Source organism: Staphylococcus equorum, assembly GCF_029531845.1.
GTDB lineage: Bacteria > Bacillota > Bacilli > Staphylococcales > Staphylococcaceae > Staphylococcus > Staphylococcus equorum_C.
The window spans coordinates 191,845-211,822 of the sequence record NZ_JAMBPV010000002.1 but is presented as its reverse complement, the minus strand read 5'-3'; the positions used below and the strand labels follow the sequence as shown (position 1 = coordinate 211,822).

Here is a 19,978-nt window from a genome sequence, read left to right as displayed (position 1 = left end):
ATTAAAGCATTATAAACTTTCTTATGCCGTTGTCATTCCAAATTTGTTTGGAGTGACTTTTTTATTACATGCATTTTATATTATAACAACGTATTTCAATAATCATCCTAAGTCATTAGCGTATAGTACATACGTAACATCACAATAAGTTTGATTATTGTTAATATACGATTAAAAGAAATTTAATTTCACTTACTACCTTTAGACAAACAATAATTTGTTATACAATAAGATTAATTACATATAAGTAATCAAAGGGGATACATACAATGTCTAATACTGAGCAACTCGATATTTTATATAAACTAAAAAAAGAAGTTGAAAAATCAAATAATGGACGTCTTGTCCACATTATCAATCAAGTTATTAAAAAGGTATACTTAGAACAATACACTGCAACTTTTGTAGGTCACTTCTCAGCAGGTAAATCTACATTAATCAATTCACTCTTAGAAGAAAGCATTTTGCCAAGTTCACCTGTACCAACAACAAGTAATACTGCTATCGTCTCTGTATCAGACGAACCAGGAATTATTGCAAATTTGAGTAATCAACAATATACATTATTAAATAATTACAATGAAGTTAAGCAAATGAACCGTGAAAACATAGATGTAGAATCCGTAGAAATTAAATTTCCATCAGACAAATTTAAAAAAGGATTCACGTTACAAGATACACCCGGGGTAGACTCTAATGTTGCAACGCATCAATCAAGCACAGAGGAATTTATGTATACGAGTAATGTGCTTTTTTATACAGTAGATTATAACCACGTGCAGTCAGCTTTAAATTTCCAATTTATGAAACAGTTAAATGCAGCAAATGTGCCTGTTGTATTTGTAATTAATCAGATAGATAAACATAGCGAAGAAGAAATTACATTCGAGACATTTAAAGATCGAGTAGAGAAATCAATCGCTGAATGGGAAATCGAATTAGATCAAATATTTTATGTATCAAAATATGATCATGAACATAATGAAATTAACTCACTTTCTAATTATCTAATTGAAAAAGATACACATAGAGAATCTATTGAGCATTATGTGGAACGAATTGTTAAATTCATTACCGATGAACAATTATCATATGTTCAATATGAAATTCAAGATATTTTAGAACAACTTGATATTTTTGAAGCGGATTTTGATCAAGCTTATCTTAATTTCCAACAAAATCAAGAAGTTAGTGAAGAAGCCAAGTTATTAAATAACCCTGATGAATTATATGACTTTTTAAAACAAAAGCGCAAAGATATTTTAGATAACGCATATATCATGACGCATGATACTAGAGAAAAAGTTAAAATTTATCTAGAAAGCCGCACAAAAGACTTTAAAGTGGGCGGTTTATTTAATAAAAAACAAAAGACTTTTGAAGAACAGCAAAAAAGACTCACAGCAGTTGTTGAACAACTGCAAGACAAAGTTAATCAAGAAGTCCGACAACCACTAAGAGAAGACATGTCATTTTTAACACGCTTTATAAATTCTTCAGAGGTAAATGAAGAAATTCTAAATCAGCATTATACAATACACCCAGAACTCATAACTGATTTGTACCAAATGCAGATAACGATTAGTAATCAATATGTATTAACATTTGCTGATGATTTGATGGCTTCGCTCAAAAAATTCATTGCAAAAGAATCTGATCCATTATTTAAAAAAGCAATTAACCATTCACAAGCAAATGATATCGGAACAGAACAAGAAGACGATTATAATGATTATGTGAAATTTATGGAAATGCGTAATTTGAGAGAGTCACTCGAAACACAAAACTACATGCATTATTATATTCATATGGATGACTCTTTAGATAAATTAATAGATCGAACAGAAATCAAATACACGGCACAAGACAATACTGATACTGTAAAGATGAGTAAGAGAAACACCGTTGAAACACATTACGATAACCAAGATAATACCCAAAACATCAAAAATGCACTAGAATTGATTCAAGATATCCCATTATTCGAACAAACAAAACAAGACATTGATGATACATTAACCCGATTAGAGAATAAAGTTGTTAAAATAGGGGTCTTTGGTACATTTAGTGCAGGCAAGAGCAGTTTGATTAATGCATTATTAGGTGGTTCGCACTTAGTTAGTTCACCTAATCCAACCACTGCAGCGATGACTGAATTAACTTATGGACATGAAAGTCAAATTACACTTAAATCATCTGAGCAACTTTTAGATGAATTAAATCAAGTCTTCGAAATTGAAAATAAAACATTTGATAGTATTGATACATTTTTAAGTAAAAATACAGATAAAATCAAAGCAACTTTGGAAAAGAACCAATTAGCTTTTGTAAACGCTGTTGAAAAACATTACAGCATGTATAAAAACATGTTAGAAGAAGGGCAAACGCATACTATTCCACAAGACGACATTAAAAAGTGGAGTGCAGAAGATGAGTATGCAACGTTCGTAAATACAGTACATCTTAAACTGCCAATCGATTGGTTAAAAGATAAAATTATCGTTGATTCTCTAGGCTTACATTCCAATAATCAACGTCATACGAACGAAACTGAGAAAATACTGACATCTTCAGATTTAATCTTATATGTTAGTTATTTTAATCATTCGTTTACAAACAATGACAAACGCTTTATTGAACATATGAAAGAAATGAATCAATTAAACGAAAATCAAGCCTTCAAAATGATTATAAATGCGACTGACTTAGCAGAAACTGACGAAGATTTAAATGCTGTGATAGAATATGTTGGTGATGCTTTAACTCAAGTCAACATGGATTCAGACATTTTTGCTGTTTCTAGTAGAGAAGCACTTAAGTCTAGCGATAAAGGAATCGATAAATTACAAGAGAGTATTCAACATTTTACACAAGTTGAATCTAAATATATACTCCAGCAACAAATGTTAAAACAACTCACACATATTTCTGAAGCATTTGAGCAAATGATTGAAGAAACAACGAACAATAAAGCTCAAATTGAACAACGTAAGCAAAAACTAAAAACTTATGAACAATCAACTGTGTTGAGTTATAACATATTGCAATCTGCAGAACAACGTGCGTCAAATGAAGTAGAAGATCAAATCTATCACTTAAATGAACGCTTGAAATTACAATTACAGGATGAAGTCAAATCTATTTATAATGGGCAAATGACTAAAAACAGCAATTTCAACGAAGAAAAACGACTATCTACTAAAATTTATTTAGACCAAATCCATCAACGCTTGTATTTGGAGCAATCATTACTTGTTGAACGCGTCAAAAAATATTTCCACGAACAATTGCATAATGAAATTGCACCCTTGAAACAAAAACTTGAACAATTGCATGTCTTTATCGAACCAGAATTTGATAAAAACACTATAGAATTAGATGAACCTTATTTAAAAGTTGAGTTAAGTCATATGATTGATGCATTACCTAAGTCACTTTCTAAAAAGAATATCTTGCAACCTAAAACACAAAGTGAATTACAAGAACAAATCACACAAGAAACAATCAAGTTGCTTGCACCTTGTATTGCAGATCTTAGAAAAGCTTTAAATGAAATCGTCTTGGTTATGGATGAAAATGCTGAATCAAAATTCAAGCAATTTGAAAGTGAAATTCATCGTCAAATCAAAGAATTATTATCGTTTGAAATCGATGATGTATTGATTAAGCAACTACAAGAAACGAACGCACAATTAAAAGTATTATTGTAAATAAGAAAGAGGTACACAAAATGTCTAATAAAATATTACTTATAGATGGCATGGCTTTATTATTCCGCCATTTTTATGCTACAAGTCTTCACAAGCAATTTATGCGTAATTCCACGGGTACACCTACAAATGGTATACAAGGATTCGTGCGTCACGTTTTTAGTGCAATCAATGACATACAGCCAACACATGTAGCTGTATGTTGGGATATGGGTAAATCCACATTTAGAAATGACATGTTTGATGGATATAAACAAAATAGACCTGCACCCCCTGAAGAACTTATCCCTCAATTTGATTATGTGAAAGAGGTCTCCAATCAATTTGGTTTTGTAAATATTGGCGTTCAGAATTATGAAGCTGATGACGTTATCGGAACGCTAGCACATCAATATTCTGGCGAAAACCAAATTTATGTAGTAACTGGGGATAAAGACATACTACAATGTATCAATCCAAATGTAGAAATTTGGTTAACTAAAAAGGGGTTTAGTATATATAATCGCTATACGCTTGATAGATTCCAAAGTGAATATGGTCTGGACCCTTTACAACTCATTGATGTAAAAGCATTTATGGGTGATAGTGCAGATGGTTATCCTGGCGTAAAAGGCATAGGAGAAAAGACTGCAATTAAATTGATTCAAAATTATGGTTCTGTGGAATCTGTCGTTGATGCAATAGATGAATTAACACCTGGCCAACAAAATAAAATAAATAATGATATGCAAAACTTAAAAGTTTCCAAGTCTTTAGCTAAAATACACACTGAAGTCCCATTAGATACAACAACGTTATTACAAGATATGAAATTTGGTGCTGATATCACTAAGATATTAAATATCTGTAACGAACATGAGTTATACGTATCAGGAAAATACTTGTCTACTCATTTCAGTTAAACATACCAAAAGTGGCTATTAGCAATCCATCTGGAAAGCTAGCAGCCACTTTTTGTATATTATTTTCCTTTTTTATTTTTAGTGATTTTATACAACGCATTTTTAGCATGATGATTTGCTTCCTTATTTTGATTTCTAGGAACCCATCTTATAAATAGTAAATCAAACTGTTGTTCTAATTTTAACATTTCACTGTAATAAGATTTGAATTTATTATTTTTCACGCGTCCCTTATTCAAACTATCTTCTATTAATTTTGAATCTGTATAAACTATCGCCGTCGTCACTTCGTGTTTTACAGCACATTCCAAAGCGAACACCAATGAGGCCCATTCAGCACTATGATTATCCATTATACCCAAACTAGCATCATACTGAAACCGTTCATTGTCTGTTACTATGACAACTGCACAAGCGCTTTCACCTGGATTACCGGCAGTAGCTGCATCAAAATATATTTTCGCCATAAATTCACCCACATTATTTAAGTTACTCTAATCTTATCAAAACTATTTCATTTATACTATATATGCACTAATCATATCAGTTGGAAATCCAATATTTTTCTCGTATCCTGTGTATATATTGATTTTATACTGGTCGGAATTACACGAGAAAGGTCTGATACTTTGAAAAACATGTTTATTGTACATGGTTATCAAGCACACACTCACAGTCATTGGTTTCAATGGTTAGCTAATAAAATGAAAGCGTCTGATTATGAAGTTGAAGTCATATATTTACCAGATTCAAATCATCCGGATATAGACCGTTGGCATACAGCATTACACAATAGTATGACACATAAATTGAATTCTGAAACGCTTATTGTCGCCCATAGTCTTGGAGTAGTATCCGTACTTAATTATTTATCTCAACTTTCTCAATGTCCATATATTAAAGGGTTATTTTTAGTTTCAGGCTTTAATGAAACTTTAGAGAATTTACCAGAATTAGATTATTATATTAATCAAACTGACGTCCAACTAGATCGTATTAATGCGCAACATATTGTTACAATTGGTAGTGATTATGATTCAGTTGTAGATATTAAAGCAACAGATCGATTATCTAATGCTTTAGGGACTCAAACAATTCACGTTACACATCATGGTCATTTTCTAGCTAGCGATGGGTATGAAACGTTTGAACTTTTAAGAGAACAGATTACTACTATTTTAAATCAAAAAAACTCTGAAATTGGTATTTAACCAATTTCAGAGTTTTTTTAGTAACCTTCATCTAATTTTTGTATTTTACCTTTTCGATACATAGATTTTGCCCAATAACCGAATGGCACGTTAAATATTGTAGAAATAATTTTCAACAAGTATGTTGTTATAAAGATTTCAAATACTGCTTCATTTGGCATTGTACCTAAAAACGCTATAGCTACGAATAATGCTGTATCTATAATATTACTAATGATTGTACTTCCATACGCCCTAATAATAAATGTTCTATCGGAACTAAAGACCTTTTTAATCAATGAAAATAGCAATACATCTAAATGCTGTCCAATGATATATGCGATAACAGAACCTAATGCAATTCTAGGTACAAGATTAAATATTGTATCTAATGCACCCTGAGTAGTGTCGACGGGAGATGGGGTGAAGTGTAACGATAATTGCATGACAATAATCATGACTAACGTTGAACTAAAACCTAACCAAACCGCACGCTTTGCAATTTTTCTACCATATATCTCATTCAAAATGTCAGTAGCTAAATATATCGATGCAAACATTACATTACCTAACGTTGCAGAAATAGTGAAAATATCTACTGTTTTTATTACTTGTATATTAGCGATAATTGTACCAATTGCAATCCATGCAATTAATCCTTGTTTTCCAAAAAAGCGATACATTGCGACTAATAATAAAAATGTGATTAAAAACGTTAATACACCAAAAATTTCATTAAACAATTTATATTCCTCCTAAATTTTGATGATGCGGGTGTTTAGAAACCGCATATTTAACAACTGCATTATCTTATCAGATAAATTAAAAATTGCAAGTATACTTTAAAAATTAATACACCTTATTTCTACATTAATCTCAATTGTGAATTTAATATTAAACAATCATAGTTACAAATGATATAATACCTTCAAGCGTCAAATCTTAATTTAATTAAATACTTTTATTTACAGAAACACAGGAGAGTGAAGATTATTCTAACTTATTCTGAAAAAGAAGCAATTGATGCGATAGATCATTTAATGAACACCTACTGCAATGAATGCTTGCTTAAAAATCATATCAGAAAGACTGAAGGAAAAACACAAGCACATCACTTTTGTATAAATGAGTGTTCAATTGGAAAACAAATCAAACAAATAGGAAATGAATTACAATAAGGAGGATTTATAATGGAAATTTTAAATGTAGAAGCAACACCAAACCCAAATACTATGAAATTTGTCTATAGCGTACAAGGTGGGGACACAAAACCTAATACGTATACTAAAGTAAAAGAAGGGCAACCTGAGTTTATAAATGCAGTATTAGAAGTAGAAGGCGTTAAATCTATATTCCAAGCTATGGATTTCATTTCAGTGGATAAACAAGCCGATGTTGAGTGGGATGATGTATTACCAAATATATTATCCACGTTAGAAAGAATATAAATATAATAAGGAGGTTCCTTGATGGAAATTGTTCGTGTTGAACCTACACCAAGCCCAAATACAATGAAAATTGTCTTGAGTGAGAAAAGAGAAGATAATAAATCAAATACGTATACTGCAGTTGCAGAGGGACAACCTCATTTTATTAATGATGTATTAGCAATCGAAGGCGTTAAGTCTATATTCTATGTAATGGATTTTTTAGCAGTGGACAAAAAGCCGAAATTTGATTGGGAAGATGTTTTACCTAACGTAACTGCAACGTTAAATAAAGACCAAGAAGAAATAAGTGAACCTTTGCCAGATGAGCACTATGGAGAGGTTAAGGCTGAAGTATTAAAATTTAAAGGAATCCCTTATCAAATTAAACTTACTACAAGCTCTGAAGAAAAACGCAAACAATTACCAGAAATTTATATAGATAGTATGTTAGCTGCACAAAAAGATAATGATAATATCGTCTTTCTACGTAAATGGGATGATTTAGGTGTGCGCTATGGCGATTTAGACGAGATCATTTCTGAAGTATTTGAAGAAATTACTGCTATTTATCCTGAGGTACGATTAAAAACACTTGTGCAAGAAGCATTAGCTACAGATATTGTTGTTCCAGAAAAACAATATCAACATGTTACACTTGAAGCTTATCAAGCTGCTAATGACTGGAAAGAACGGTTAAGAATGTTAAAATCCTTCCCAACACCAACTGTACAGGATTTCCCTTTATTAGGTGAAGCAGTGAGTGATGAGCAAAAAATACCATTGAGACGTGAAGCAATTGTGCTGCTTGGAATGGTGGAAGATAAAGCGGTACTACCTTATCTGTTCAAAGGACTAAATGACAAAAGTCCTGCAGTAAGACGTACAGCAGGAGATTGTTTAAGCGATTTAGGGTTTAAACAAGCGTTGCCAGAAATGGAAAAAGCGTTAAATGATCCGCAAAAAATCGTAAGATGGAGAGCTGCAATGTTTATCTTTGACGAAGGTGGCCCTGAACAACTCGAATCATTAAGAGCGCATGCAGATGACCCAGCATATGAAGTAAAACTTCAAATAGAGATGGCAATTTCTAGAATTGAAAATGGTGACGAAGCTTTAGGATCCGTTTGGAAACAAATTGCCAATAGAAACAAGTAATTTTTAATAAAAAACGAATTTAAAGTTAAATTTGAGGAGTGTTATCAATGAATGCATATGATGCTTATATGAATGAATTATCTACACAAATGCGTAGTGAATTAACAGAACATGATTTTGAAAGTTTAGAATCTGCTGAAGCAGTATCTGATTATATGAATAATGTCGCAAAAGAAGAAACGACTTTTGTAGTTATTAACTCTACATGTGGCTGTGCAGCTGGGCTTGCAAGACCTGCAGCTGTAACTGTTGTAGAACAAAATGATAAAACACCTAGTAATATAGTCACAGTTTTTGCAGGACAAGACAAGGAAGCTACTGAAGAAATGAGATCATTTATTCAGCAAGTACCATCAAGTCCATCATACGCTTTATTTAAAGGTCAGGAATTAAAACATTTTATTCCACGTGAACATATTGAAGGTAGAGATATCCAAGATATTTGTATGGATATCAAAGATGCTTTCGATGAATATTGCTAATTTCTTAATTTAATATAATCTATTGTTTTATATTAAATGATAATAGTAATTGAATCTGGATAAATGTTTCTCTAAACCAACTTACCATATCTAACTTATTATTTAAGATATGGTAAGTTGGTTTTTTAATTTTAAAAATAATGCTACTTTTTAAACGTTTTCAAAGAAATAATGTATACTTTATACAAAGTGAATTATTTTTCACACAATTAATAGTAAACTCTTTTAATTGTCGGTATTTTCCAATAAGATAAATATAAATAATAGAAAGGAGTGTGGTTGTTATGCTTAATAGTTTTGACCAATCATATCACAATCTATGCGAAGAAATTTTAGACATCGGTAAACAAAAAAATGATCGCACAAATACAGGCACAATTTCAAAATTCGGACATCAATTAAGATTTGATCTCTCGAAAGGATTCCCTTTATTAACAACCAAAAAAGTATCCTTTAAATTAATTGCAACGGAGTTATTGTGGTTTATCAAAGGTGATACGAACATTAAATATTTACTCCAATATAATAACAATATTTGGAATGAATGGGCGTTTGAGAATTATGTAAACTCGTCAGATTATAAAGGACCAGATATGACTGATTTTGGACATAGAGCACAAGCTGATGAATCTTTTAATATAATATATAAAGAACAAATGAAAAAGTTCAAACAACAGATTTTAAATAATGATGCCTTTGCCAAAAAATTTGGCGACTTAGGAAATGTCTATGGTAAACAATGGCGTGACTGGGAAGATAAAGACGGTAACCATTTCGATCAACTTAAGACTGTTATAGAACAAATCAAAAATAATCCTAATTCTCGACGTCATATTGTGTCCGCTTGGAATCCAACTGAAATAGATACGATGGCTTTACCACCATGTCATACGATGTTTCAATTTTATGTACAAGAGGGTAAATTAAGTTGTCAGCTTTATCAAAGAAGTGCAGACATATTTCTAGGTGTGCCTTTTAATATTGCTAGTTATAGTTTGTTAACGCATTTAATTGCTAAGGAATGCGGACTAGAGGTTGGTGAATTTGTGCATACATTTGGTGATGCACACATTTACTCTAATCATATCGACGCTATAGAAACACAACTGACACGTGATAGTTTTGAACCACCTCAATTAAAAATCAACAGTGATGCTTCTATTTTCGATATCAATTATGAGGATTTGGAAATTGTAGATTATGATTCTCATCCAGCAATAAAAGCACCGATAGCAGTGTAATCTACAAAAGGATTAAAATTAATCAATAGATTATTAATATTAAAAATTCAAGTTAACATTTTGGTATATTAACAATAGGGAGGAAAATTATGACACTTTCAATACTTGTGGCGCATGACCAACAACGTGTTATCGGCGTAGATAACAAATTACCTTGGCATTTACCGAATGACCTTAAACACGTAAAAAAATTAAGTACCAACAATACACTAGTCATGGGGCGCGCAACATTTGACTCTATAGGTAAACCACTTCCTAACAGGCAAAACGTCGTATTAACTAGAAATAAATCGTTTCAACACGAAGGTGTTGATGTTATTCATTCTATGGAAGATATATTTGATTTACCCGGCCATGTTTTCGTTTTCGGTGGCCAATCACTATTCGAGGAAATGATTGATAAAGTTGACGATATGTATATCACAGTAATTGAAGATAAATATAATGGGGATACCTTTTTCCCAGCTTATACATTCGAAGATTGGGAAGTCGAATCATCAGTTAAAGGGGAATTAGATGAAAAAAATACAATTCCTCATACTTTTTTACATTTAGTTCGTAAGAAAAATTCATAGGAGGACATTATGATTAAAAAGAAAATTGTAACCGATTCAACTTCAGATTTATCACATGACTATTTAGTTGAAAATGATATCCATGTTGTGCCACTTAACTTAACAATTGATGGAAAATCATATATAGATCAAGTCGATATCACTTCTGAAGCATATATACAAAAAATTCAGGATGATGCTGATGTTAAAACTAGTCAGCCAGCTATTGGTAAATTCATTGAAATGTATGATGAATTAGGCGCTGATGGTTCTGAAATCATTAGTATTCATATCACTTCGGGATTAAGTGGTACTTATCAAACTGCATTACAAGCCAGTCAAATTACTGAGAGCAATGTTACGGTAATAGACTCTAAATCTATTTCTTTTGGTTTAGGTTATCAAATTCAGCACATTGTAGATTGGAATAATGAAGGTATTGCAACTGAAAAAATAATTGAAAAATTGAATGAATTGCAAAAAAACATTAAACTTTATGTCGTTATAGGTCAACTTAATCAACTTATTAAGGGCGGACGTATTAGTAAAACAAAAGGTTTAATTGGGAATATGATGAAAATTAAGCCAATCGGAACAATTGTTGATGGAAAACTTGAAATGTTACACAATTCACGTACGCAAAATGCAAGTGTTCAATTTTTAAAGAAAGAAATAAGTCACTTTATAGGTGATAAAAATATAAAATCTATTGGTATTGCTCATGCCAATGTCATCGACTTTGTAGATAAGGTTAAAAAGCAATTTTCTGAAGAATTTAATTTCCATCATTTCGATACAAATGTAACAACACCTGTTATCTCAACGCATGCAGGTCAAGGCGCAATTGGATTAATTGTTTTAAAATCTTAATATCATCATGCCCCATATGCATTGTTACTATTATTAAGAAAATTTACAGTCATTATATTATTTATAAACAATTTGATAGCATATCTCTTAAAATAATGGTAACTTTATGACAAAATAGATATAGGAGGTATATTATGGCTTATGCGACATTAGCTGGTGGCTGTTTTTGGTGTTTAGTTAAACCTTTTACTTCTTATCCAGGTATCGAAAATGTTGTTTCTGGTTATAGCGGTGGCCATTTTGATAACCCTACTTACGAAAGTGTAAGTACGAATCAAACTGGACATGTAGAGGCAGTACAAATCACATATAACTCAGAAATTACTTCCTTCGAAAATATTTTAGATGTTTATTTCAAAACATTTGACCCAACTGATAATGGTGGCCAATTTTTTGATCGTGGTGAACACTATGAACCAGTCATTTTTTATCACACTGAGGAACAAAAGAAAGCTGCAGAAGCAAAAATACAACAATTAAATGAACAGGCTATTTTTAATAAGCCTGTAATAACACCCATTAAACCATATAAAAACTTTTATCCTGCTGAATCGCATCACCAAGATTATTATAAAAAAAATCCATTGCACTATGAACAATATCAACGTGGATCAGGACGTAAAGCATTTATAGAAAAACATTGGGGGGAACAAAATGATTAAAAAAAGCAAAGATAATTTAAATGAAATGGAATACCTAGTCACTCAAGAAAATGGAACAGAACCTCCATTCCAAAATGAGTACTGGAACCATTATGAAAAAGGCATTTATGTCGATAAAATTTCAGGAAAACCTTTATTCACCTCAGAAGAAAAATTTGAATCAGATTGTGGTTGGCCTAGTTTCTCTAAAGCACTAGATGATGAAGAAGTTGTTGAACTTGTAGATAAAACTTTCGGCATGGTACGTACAGAAGTACGTTCAGAAGATGCTAATAGTCATCTAGGTCATGTATTTAATGATGGACCGAAAGAGAGTGGCGGTTTAAGATATTGTATTAATTCCGCAGCAGTACAATTTATTCCTTTCGAAAAACTTGAAGAGTTAGGCTATGAGGATTTAATATCACATTTTGAAAAATAAGGAGCGAACAAGATATGTTTAAAAAATTATTCGGTAAAGGTAAAGAAGTCAATAAGGATAGTGCTATTTATGCGCCAATTACAGGGGAATATGTAAAAATCGAAGATATTCCAGATCCAGTTTTCGCACAAAAAATGATGGGTGAAGGTTTTGGTGTTAACCCAACAGATGGTGAAGTTGTATCACCTATCGACGGAAAAGTAGATAATGTATTTCCAACTAAACATGCTATCGGCCTAAAAGCTGACAACGGTTTAGAATTACTTGTTCATATTGGTTTAGACACAGTTCAATTGGATGGTAAAGGATTTGAAGTCTTAGTTGAAAGTGGTGATACAGTAAGCGTTGGAGATCCATTATTACGTTTTGACTTAGATTATATTAAGGAAAATGCAAAATCTGTGATATCACCAATCATTATAACAAATTCTGATAATACATCATCTCTTAATGTTGCAGATGTAAATTCTATTACTAAAGGCGAGACAAAAATCGTTGATGTGACAATGAACTAATGAAAGATCATTCATTTTATCAATTTGTGCTAACAGCAAGAGGTCGTAAAAGTGAAAAAGGTGAATTAGCAGAAGAAATTTTTGATGATTTATCTTTTCCAAGACAAGAGAAAGATTTTCATATTATATCTGATTATATAGAAACACAAGGCAATTATCCCATTTCAATGGCTGTGTTCGATGATTTATATGAAGAATATACAGAATGGCTAAAATTTTAAATCACTTAATATTTGTGTATATAGATTCAAATATATTAAAATATTATAGTGTCATATAAGTAGCTGGGATTAATCGAATATGGTTCAATCCTAGCTTTTTTATTTTAGTTGAACTTTAATAGGAATTTTTACATATGTAGTAGGAAGTGATTAAATGTCAGATCATAAAGACATACATGAGGAAAATAATAACGACAGTAATAACGATAATAATCACCAAAATAAATCTAAATTCTTAAATTTCAAACGCGGGCATTTCATTTTACTGATAATAGCTACTGTGATTATCACAACATTAATTGCTGTATTTGCAACAATCGGCGTTACTAATTGGAAAAGCGGACTAAATAGTGATCAAAGAACAGAAATGAATAAGATTCAAGAAGTTTATAAAACTTTAAACAATGAATATTATAAAGAAACAAATTCCGAAAAATTATCTGAAGCTGCTATTGATGGAATGGTTAAAGAATTAGATGACCCATATTCTGACTATATGACTAAAAAAGAAACAAAATCTTTTAATGAAGATGTTTCTGGCGACTTTGTAGGTATCGGCGCAGAAATGCAAAAGAAAGGCAATAAAATTGAAATCACCAGTCCGATGAAAAGTTCACCAGCTGAAAAAGCAGGCATACAACCTAAAGATGTTGTGACTAAAGTTGATGGAGAATCTATCAAAGGACAACCATTGGAAGCTATCGTAAATAAAGTGCGTGGTAAAAAGGGAACGAATGTTACTCTGACAATTGAAAGAGCTAATCAAGCGCACGACATTACAATTAAACGAGATAAAATACACGTGAAAAGTGTTGAATATGAAAAACAAAATGACATAGGTGTTTTTACTATCAACAAATTCCAAGATAGTACTGCAGGTGAATTAAAATCTGCTATTATCAAAGCACATAAAGATGGCGTGCGTAATATTGTTTTAGACTTACGTAATAACCCAGGTGGTTTATTAAATGAAGCTATTAAAATGGCTAATATTTTTATAGATAAAGGTGAAACCGTCGTACAACTTCAAAAAGGCGATCACAAAGAAGAGATCACAGCTTCTAATGACTCGTTAAAAGAAGCTAAGGACATGGAAGTATCAATTCTTGTTAATAAAGGCTCTGCAAGTGCTTCTGAGGTGTTTACAGGCGCTATGAAAGACTATGGCAAGGCCAAGGTTTATGGTTCTAAAACTTTTGGTAAAGGAATTGTTCAAACAACAAATGAATTCGATGACGGTTCATTATTAAAATTCACCAACATGAAATGGCTAACACCAAAATCACATTACATTCACGGCAAGGGCATTAAGCCGGATGTAAAAATTAGTGAACCAGAATACCAAACTTTAAATGTTATACCTAATGATAAAACATATGAGTTGGGTGATAATGATAAAAATGTTAAAACAATGAAGGTAGGATTATCTGCATTGGGTCATAAAGTAAATAATAACTCTAATGAATTTGATAATGCTTTGCAATCTGCTATTGAATCATTCCAAAAAGAAAATAATTTGGAAGTAAATGGCATATTCGACAAAAAAACAAATGAAAAGTTCACCCAAGAGCTTGTCAACAAAGCAAATAAAGAGGATACCGTTTTACAAAATCTTCTTAAAAAATTAAATTAACTATAGAGAGGTACTATATCTATGATTAGAATTGCTAACAAAAACGATTTATCAAGTGTACTAAAAATTGTACAAGAAGCTAAAGCAATTATGCAACAGGATAATAATAATCAATGGGATGAACATTACCCTTTGGAACAACATTTCAAAGAAGATATACAAAAAGAAACACTTTATGTACTAGAAGAAAATTCTATAATTTATGCTTTTATAGTTGTCGACCAACAACAATCAGAGTGGTATGATGAACTAGAATGGCCAATTGACAGAAGTGGTGCATATGTAATCCACAGACTTGCTGGATCATCAGCATATAAAGGCGCCGCTACTCAGTTGTTTGACTTTGCCGTCAATCTTGCACTTGACCATAATATTCACGTTATGGTGACAGATACATTTGCATTAAACAAACGTGCACAAGGTCTATTTAATAAATTTGGCTTTAATAAAGTAGGCGAGGCAGAAATTGATTATCCTCCATTTAATAAAGGAGAACCCTTTTATGCCTATTATAAAAAATTAGAAGAATAGAGGTTATAATATGACGAAAATCGCATTTACTGGGGGAGGCACTGTTGGACATGTCTCAGTCAATTTAAGTTTAATACCCACTGCCTTGGAAGCAGGTTATGAAGCCTTTTACATTGGTTCAAAAAAAGGAATTGAACGCGAGATGATTGAATCTCAATTACCTGAAATTAAATATCATTCAATTTCTAGTGGTAAATTAAGACGCTATATTTCTTGGGACAATATAAAAGACGTATTCAAAGTACTTAAAGGTATATTAGATGCGAGAAAGATATTAAAAAAAGAAAAACCTGATTTATTATTTTCAAAAGGTGGTTTTGTATCTGTGCCTGTAGTTATGGCTGCAAAATCTTTGAAAATACCAACAATAATTCACGAATCAGATTTAACGCCTGGCTTAGCTAATAAGATTTCGCTCAAATTTGCTAAGAAAATCTACACTACTTTTGAAGATACATTGCAATATCTCCCTAAGGATAAAGCAGATTTTGTCGGTGCTACAGTACGTGAAGATTTGAAAACTGGAGATAAAAACAGAGGTTATCAACTCACTGAATTTACTAATAATAAAAGAGTATTACTCGTTATGGGCGGCAGTCTAGGCAGTAAAAAATTAAATGAAATCATTCGACAAAATTTAGATGCACTTAACGAAAACTATCAAGTTGTACATTTAACTGGTAAAGGTTTGTTAGAAAAACAATTTTTAGATAAAGCAGGCTATATTCAATTTGAATTTGTGAAAGATGATTTAACAGATCTTTTAGCAATCACTGATACGGTTATTAGTCGTGCCGGCTCAAACGCTATTTATGAATTTTTAGCACTTAGAATTCCTATGTTATTAATTCCACTTGGTCTAGACCAGTCCCGTGGTGATCAAATTGATAATGCAAAGAATTTTGAATCTAAAGGTTTTGGTAAAACATTACCAGAAGATACGTTAACTGAAACACAATTAATCACACTGCTCAATGATATTGAAACAAATCGTGAATCGATAATTAAACAAATGCAAACATATAAAGAAAGCTATACGCGTCAAGATTTATTCAATAAAATTATTAATGACGCGCTAAACTAATGGGAGGTCATATGCAATGAGTCGATGGAAACGAATATCATTACTAATCATTTTCACATTAATATTTGGCATCATTGCATTCTTTCATGAATCTAGATTAGGAAAATGGATTGATAATGAAGTATACGAATTTATCTATTCTTCTGAAAGTTTTATTACGACTACTTTCTTCTTAGGCGTAACTAAGATTGGTGAAGTATGGGCGATGGTCTGTTTATCACTATTATTAATTGCTTATTTAATGCTAAAACGATTAAATATCGAGGCTTTATTTTTTGCTATTGCAATGAGTTTAACAGGCACTTTAAATCCTTTGCTAAAAAACCTCTTTGATAGAGAACGTCCAACATTGCTAAGGCTCATTGATATTTCAGGCTTTAGTTTCCCAAGTGGGCATGCTATGGGATCTGCCACATTCTTTGGCAGTACCATGTATATAGCTAATCGAGTGCTACAAGGCAAATCTAGAGCATTTATGATTGGATTATCTGCATTATTTATCATTTTAATTTCATCATCTCGTGTATATCTTGGTGTACACTATCCAACTGATATCATTGCTGGTGTTATTGGTGGCGCATTCTGTGTGGTACTATCGACGCTTATTTTAAGACATAAACTACAAGTTTAGTTTAGTGTTAATGGGCATTTATTGATAATATAGCAACAATAAGACAGCTAGTTTTATATTGTATCTCGTTTGACAGGCTACCGAAAAGTCAATGACTTTTCAGTAGGTTTTTATGGATGATTTTGTAAATAGCTTTCATAAATCTAATAGCAAAAAAACAAGCCAAACGTCAATGTTAACGTTTGGCTTGTTTTTTTGCTATTAGATTTATAACGTATCTTGTTGCCTTTTTGTGTCAAAATTTATTATAAAAACCGATTTTACAAAGTAAAACCGGTTTCTATATTCACGTTGTCTCGCAACGTTAGTCTTTTACGGGCATATAAAAGGGGATATTTCTGAAAATGATCAATCCAATAAGATCGAAATTCGTGTGGGGGGAATGTCTTATGTTTGGAATTGATAATCATTTTCAATTACATTATACAACACTGAGAATTATTGTCAATTAGAATTGTTATTTTTTTATATCTTCTTATATTCATCAAAACTCAACAACCTTCAAAACGGCCAAATGGCAGGATATAATCTGACTTATCATTTTAAATATCTCTCGTATATAAGCAACAAATATTATACAATTATTAGTAATAACTTCCTACATTGTGTATTTTCATTTAAAATATAATTTGAGGTGCAACTTATGACAAAAATATTAATAGTAGAAGATGAACAAAATCTTGCTCGCTTTATAGAACTTGAACTTCAACACGAAAATTACACTGTAGATATAGAATACGATGGACGTCCTGGTTTAGAAAAAGCATTATCAAATAACTATGATCTTATACTTTTGGATTTGATGCTACCAAATATCAATGGCTTAGAAATCTGTCGTCAAATTCGTCAAAAGCAAACTACGCCAATTATTATTATTACTGCTAAAAGTGATACATACGATAAAGTCGCAGGATTAGATTATGGCGCTGACGATTATATTGTTAAACCATTTGATATAGAGGAATTGCTGGCTAGAATACGTGCTATGCTACGTAGACAACCACAAAAGAATGTCATTGATATCAAAGGTATCATTATAGACAAAGACGCTTTTAAAGTCACTGTAGAGGGCGAATCATTAGATTTAACGAAAACAGAATATGATTTATTATATTTACTTGCTGTTAATAAAAATCATGTTTTACAAAGAGAACAAATTATCACTGATGTCTGGGGATATGATACTGAAGTTGAAACGAATGTTGTGGATGTTTATATTCGTTATTTAAGAAACAAGCTCAAACCCTATGGTAAAGATAAATACATCGAAACAGTTCGTGGCGTAGGCTATGTGGTTAGACAATGAAGCAAAGAAAATTAAAAACAAAATGGATGATGATTACAACAACAATAACGTTTTCAACGATATTTATTTTTAGTTTGATTATTATATTCTTTTTAAGCAATAGTTTACGTCACAATGAATTTACTGAGGCAGAACGAAGTGCCTCAGATATCGTGAACCTTTTTGAAACCAAGCAAATTGAAGATATTACGCCCTTAGATTTAAATGCTTCTTTAGGCAACTTTCAGAAGGTGATACTTTACAATGACAACGGGCACAAATTAATGGAGACTTCAAATGATAATACGATAGGTTATACACCGAATTTTGCGCCTAAAGATGCGAATCAAGCTTCAATTAAAAATCATCATAATACGGAATATTTAACTATTACGCAACACATCGATTCTCAAAGCTTCAAAGGGTATAGTGTCATCGTCCATTCATTAGAAGACTATAATACACTCGTAAACTCTTTATATTTTATTGCGCTTATTTTCGGCATCATTGCAACGTTTATCACTGCGGCTGTAAGTTACTTTTTTTCTTCACAAATTACAAAACCATTAATATTGATGTCTAACAAAATGCAACAAATACGTAGAGATGGTTTCCAAGAAAAAGTAGAGTTAAGTACAAACTACGAAGAAACAGATAATTTAATCGTTACTTTTAACGAAATGATGTTCCAATTAGAAGAATCTTTTAATCAACAAAGACAATTCGTTGAAGACGCTTCTCATGAATTACGTACCCCATTGCAAATTATCCAAGGTCACTTAAATTTAATTCAACGTTGGGGGAAAAAGGATGCAGCAATACTCGAAGAATCTTTAGATATTTCCTTAGAAGAAATGATGAGAATTACAAAATTAGTAGAAGAGCTTCTCTTACTCACTAAAGATAATAACAATAGTCGAGATGGAGAAATCGAAAATGTGGACATAAATCAAGAGATTACTTCTCGTATTAAATCTTTAAAACAATTACATCAGGACTATAAATTTGAATTTGAGGCTTATCCTAAGCCACTTAACATTAAAATAAACCGTTACCAATTAGAACAAATATTAATTATTTTCATTGATAACGCTATGAAATATGATCAGCATAACAAACATATTCATATTCAAACCAATCTTAGAAACAAACAAATTTCTATTGAGATAACAGACCATGGCGTTGGTATTCCAAAAGAAGACATTGAATTTATCTTTGACCGTTTCTATAGAGTCGATAAATCACGTTCACGTAAATTAGGTGGAAATGGACTCGGCCTATCTATTGCTAAAAAAATAATTGAATTGAATCATGGCACCATTCAAGTTGAAAGTGAAATAGGTGAATATACAACTTTTAAAATCACTTTTTAACACGTAAAATCTAGCATTTAAAAAGTTTAAATTTAGCAAAATATGCGCTACATTATTATATGTATTACAAAAGTAACAGAATCTATTT

At 31.6% G+C, this 19,978-nt stretch carries 22 protein-coding genes; 20 read left to right on the top strand and 2 right to left on the bottom strand.

Annotated elements, in window-relative coordinates; all coding sequences use genetic code 11:
• The first annotated feature begins 269 nt into the window (after positions 1–269).
• Both M4L39_RS03290 and M4L39_RS03285 read left to right on the top strand, forming a co-directional pair.
• Positions 270–3,710 carry a dynamin family protein gene (locus tag M4L39_RS03290; RefSeq protein WP_277580739.1) on the top strand — a complete coding sequence of 1,147 codons (3,441 nt, stop codon included), beginning with the start codon at positions 270–272 and terminating at the stop codon, positions 3,708–3,710.
• A 20-nt stretch (positions 3,711–3,730) separates the two neighbouring features.
• Positions 3,731–4,612 carry a 5'-3' exonuclease gene (locus tag M4L39_RS03285; RefSeq protein WP_277580738.1) on the top strand — a complete coding sequence of 294 codons (882 nt, stop codon included), beginning with the start codon at positions 3,731–3,733 and terminating at the stop codon, positions 4,610–4,612.
• A 59-nt stretch (positions 4,613–4,671) separates the two neighbouring features.
• On the opposite strand, the gene M4L39_RS03280 is transcribed toward M4L39_RS03285, so the two are convergent.
• Positions 4,672–5,079 (bottom strand): ribonuclease HI family protein, encoded by a 408-nt coding sequence (locus M4L39_RS03280; protein ID WP_277580737.1) that lies wholly within the window; start codon positions 5,077–5,079, stop codon positions 4,672–4,674.
• Positions 5,080–5,241: 162 nt separating this feature from the next.
• Between M4L39_RS03280 and M4L39_RS03275 the strand changes: the two genes are divergently transcribed.
• On the top strand, positions 5,242–5,823 hold the full coding sequence (locus M4L39_RS03275) for an RBBP9/YdeN family alpha/beta hydrolase (protein ID WP_277580736.1): 582 nt from the start codon (positions 5,242–5,244) through the stop codon (positions 5,821–5,823).
• Between the two features lie 17 nt (positions 5,824–5,840).
• On the opposite strand, the gene M4L39_RS03270 is transcribed toward M4L39_RS03275, so the two are convergent.
• Entirely contained in the window at positions 5,841–6,545 is a 705-nt protein-coding gene (locus tag M4L39_RS03270; RefSeq protein WP_277580735.1) for a queuosine precursor transporter, read from the bottom strand.
• Between the two features lie 240 nt (positions 6,546–6,785).
• Here M4L39_RS03270 and M4L39_RS03265 point away from each other — a divergent pair, with 240 nt between their 5' ends.
• From M4L39_RS03265 to M4L39_RS03185, 17 genes are all read left to right on the top strand, one after another.
• A complete protein-coding gene (locus M4L39_RS03265) occupies positions 6,786–6,980 on the top strand; it encodes a zinc-finger domain-containing protein (RefSeq protein ID WP_277580734.1) in 195 nt (64 codons plus the stop codon).
• Positions 6,981–6,992: 12 nt separating this feature from the next.
• Positions 6,993–7,250 carry a NifU N-terminal domain-containing protein gene (locus tag M4L39_RS03260; protein WP_277580733.1) on the top strand — a complete coding sequence of 86 codons (258 nt, stop codon included), beginning with the start codon at positions 6,993–6,995 and terminating at the stop codon, positions 7,248–7,250.
• Positions 7,251–7,271: 21 nt separating this feature from the next.
• The gene (locus M4L39_RS03255) at positions 7,272–8,387 is read left to right on the top strand and encodes a conserved virulence factor C family protein (RefSeq protein WP_277580732.1); all 1,116 of its coding nucleotides are present in this window, start codon (positions 7,272–7,274) and stop codon (positions 8,385–8,387) included.
• A gap of 47 nt (positions 8,388–8,434) precedes the next feature.
• Entirely contained in the window at positions 8,435–8,869 is a 435-nt protein-coding gene (brxA, locus tag M4L39_RS03250) for a bacilliredoxin BrxA (RefSeq protein ID WP_277580731.1), read from the top strand.
• 284 nt (positions 8,870–9,153) lie between these two features.
• Positions 9,154–10,110 carry a thymidylate synthase gene (locus M4L39_RS03245; RefSeq protein ID WP_277580730.1) on the top strand — a complete coding sequence of 319 codons (957 nt, stop codon included), beginning with the start codon at positions 9,154–9,156 and terminating at the stop codon, positions 10,108–10,110.
• Positions 10,111–10,199: 89 nt separating this feature from the next.
• Complete coding sequence (locus tag M4L39_RS03240; protein WP_277580729.1) at positions 10,200–10,685, top strand: dihydrofolate reductase; 486 nt, start codon at positions 10,200–10,202, stop codon at positions 10,683–10,685.
• A gap of 9 nt (positions 10,686–10,694) precedes the next feature.
• Entirely contained in the window at positions 10,695–11,534 is an 840-nt protein-coding gene (locus tag M4L39_RS03235) for a DegV family protein (protein ID WP_277580728.1), read from the top strand.
• 134 nt (positions 11,535–11,668) lie between these two features.
• Positions 11,669–12,196 (top strand): peptide-methionine (S)-S-oxide reductase MsrA, encoded by a 528-nt coding sequence (msrA, locus tag M4L39_RS03230; protein WP_277580727.1) that lies wholly within the window; start codon positions 11,669–11,671, stop codon positions 12,194–12,196.
• Positions 12,189–12,617 carry a peptide-methionine (R)-S-oxide reductase MsrB gene (gene msrB, locus M4L39_RS03225; RefSeq protein WP_277580726.1) on the top strand — a complete coding sequence of 143 codons (429 nt, stop codon included), beginning with the start codon at positions 12,189–12,191 and terminating at the stop codon, positions 12,615–12,617. The genes msrA and msrB overlap by 8 nt, the downstream gene beginning before the upstream one ends.
• A 14-nt stretch (positions 12,618–12,631) precedes the next feature.
• Positions 12,632–13,132 (top strand): PTS sugar transporter subunit IIA, encoded by a 501-nt coding sequence (locus M4L39_RS03220; protein ID WP_277580725.1) that lies wholly within the window; start codon positions 12,632–12,634, stop codon positions 13,130–13,132.
• Positions 13,132–13,353, top strand: a complete 222-nt coding sequence (locus tag M4L39_RS03215; RefSeq protein ID WP_277580724.1) for a YozE family protein — start codon at positions 13,132–13,134, stop codon at positions 13,351–13,353. The genes M4L39_RS03220 and M4L39_RS03215 overlap by 1 nt, the downstream gene beginning before the upstream one ends.
• 154 nt (positions 13,354–13,507) lie before the next feature.
• Positions 13,508–14,986, top strand: a complete 1,479-nt coding sequence (locus tag M4L39_RS03210) for a S41 family peptidase (protein WP_277580723.1) — start codon at positions 13,508–13,510, stop codon at positions 14,984–14,986.
• 21 nt (positions 14,987–15,007) lie between these two features.
• Entirely contained in the window at positions 15,008–15,517 is a 510-nt protein-coding gene (locus tag M4L39_RS03205) for a GNAT family N-acetyltransferase (RefSeq protein WP_277580722.1), read from the top strand.
• Positions 15,518–15,527: 10 nt separating this feature from the next.
• Positions 15,528–16,601, top strand: coding sequence for an undecaprenyldiphospho-muramoylpentapeptide beta-N-acetylglucosaminyltransferase (locus M4L39_RS03200; protein ID WP_277580721.1), 1,074 nt, complete (start codon positions 15,528–15,530; stop codon positions 16,599–16,601).
• Between the two features lie 16 nt (positions 16,602–16,617).
• Positions 16,618–17,232 (top strand): phosphatase PAP2 family protein, encoded by a 615-nt coding sequence (locus tag M4L39_RS03195; RefSeq protein ID WP_277580720.1) that lies wholly within the window; start codon positions 16,618–16,620, stop codon positions 17,230–17,232.
• 643 nt (positions 17,233–17,875) lie between these two features.
• The gene (locus M4L39_RS03190) at positions 17,876–18,538 is read left to right on the top strand and encodes a response regulator transcription factor (RefSeq protein WP_277580719.1); all 663 of its coding nucleotides are present in this window, start codon (positions 17,876–17,878) and stop codon (positions 18,536–18,538) included.
• Positions 18,535–19,890, top strand: coding sequence for a HAMP domain-containing sensor histidine kinase (locus M4L39_RS03185; protein WP_277580718.1), 1,356 nt, complete (start codon positions 18,535–18,537; stop codon positions 19,888–19,890). Before M4L39_RS03190 ends, M4L39_RS03185 begins: the two co-directional genes overlap by 4 nt.
• The last annotated feature ends 88 nt before the right edge of the window (positions 19,891–19,978 follow it).

Coding starts and splice junctions, on each gene's coding strand:
- M4L39_RS03255 (WP_277580732.1), top strand. CDS start 7,272: ATGGAAATTGTTCGTGTTGAACCTACACCAAGCCCAAATACAATGAAA.
- M4L39_RS03260 (WP_277580733.1), top strand. CDS start 6,993: ATGGAAATTTTAAATGTAGAAGCAACACCAAACCCAAATACTATGAAA.
- M4L39_RS03205 (WP_277580722.1), top strand. CDS start 15,008: ATGATTAGAATTGCTAACAAAAACGATTTATCAAGTGTACTAAAAATT.
- M4L39_RS03195 (WP_277580720.1), top strand. CDS start 16,618: ATGAGTCGATGGAAACGAATATCATTACTAATCATTTTCACATTAATA.
- M4L39_RS03235 (WP_277580728.1), top strand. CDS start 10,695: ATGATTAAAAAGAAAATTGTAACCGATTCAACTTCAGATTTATCACAT.
- M4L39_RS03185 (WP_277580718.1), top strand. CDS start 18,535: ATGAAGCAAAGAAAATTAAAAACAAAATGGATGATGATTACAACAACA.
- M4L39_RS03280 (WP_277580737.1), bottom strand. CDS start 5,079: ATGGCGAAAATATATTTTGATGCAGCTACTGCCGGTAATCCAGGTGAA.
- M4L39_RS03210 (WP_277580723.1), top strand. CDS start 13,508: ATGTCAGATCATAAAGACATACATGAGGAAAATAATAACGACAGTAAT.
- M4L39_RS03290 (WP_277580739.1), top strand. CDS start 270: ATGTCTAATACTGAGCAACTCGATATTTTATATAAACTAAAAAAAGAA.
- M4L39_RS03245 (WP_277580730.1), top strand. CDS start 9,154: ATGCTTAATAGTTTTGACCAATCATATCACAATCTATGCGAAGAAATT.
- brxA (WP_277580731.1), top strand. CDS start 8,435: ATGAATGCATATGATGCTTATATGAATGAATTATCTACACAAATGCGT.
- M4L39_RS03240 (WP_277580729.1), top strand. CDS start 10,200: ATGACACTTTCAATACTTGTGGCGCATGACCAACAACGTGTTATCGGC.
- M4L39_RS03285 (WP_277580738.1), top strand. CDS start 3,731: ATGTCTAATAAAATATTACTTATAGATGGCATGGCTTTATTATTCCGC.
- msrB (WP_277580726.1), top strand. CDS start 12,189: ATGATTAAAAAAAGCAAAGATAATTTAAATGAAATGGAATACCTAGTC.
- M4L39_RS03220 (WP_277580725.1), top strand. CDS start 12,632: ATGTTTAAAAAATTATTCGGTAAAGGTAAAGAAGTCAATAAGGATAGT.
- msrA (WP_277580727.1), top strand. CDS start 11,669: ATGGCTTATGCGACATTAGCTGGTGGCTGTTTTTGGTGTTTAGTTAAA.
- M4L39_RS03215 (WP_277580724.1), top strand. CDS start 13,132: ATGAAAGATCATTCATTTTATCAATTTGTGCTAACAGCAAGAGGTCGT.
- M4L39_RS03200 (WP_277580721.1), top strand. CDS start 15,528: ATGACGAAAATCGCATTTACTGGGGGAGGCACTGTTGGACATGTCTCA.
- M4L39_RS03190 (WP_277580719.1), top strand. CDS start 17,876: ATGACAAAAATATTAATAGTAGAAGATGAACAAAATCTTGCTCGCTTT.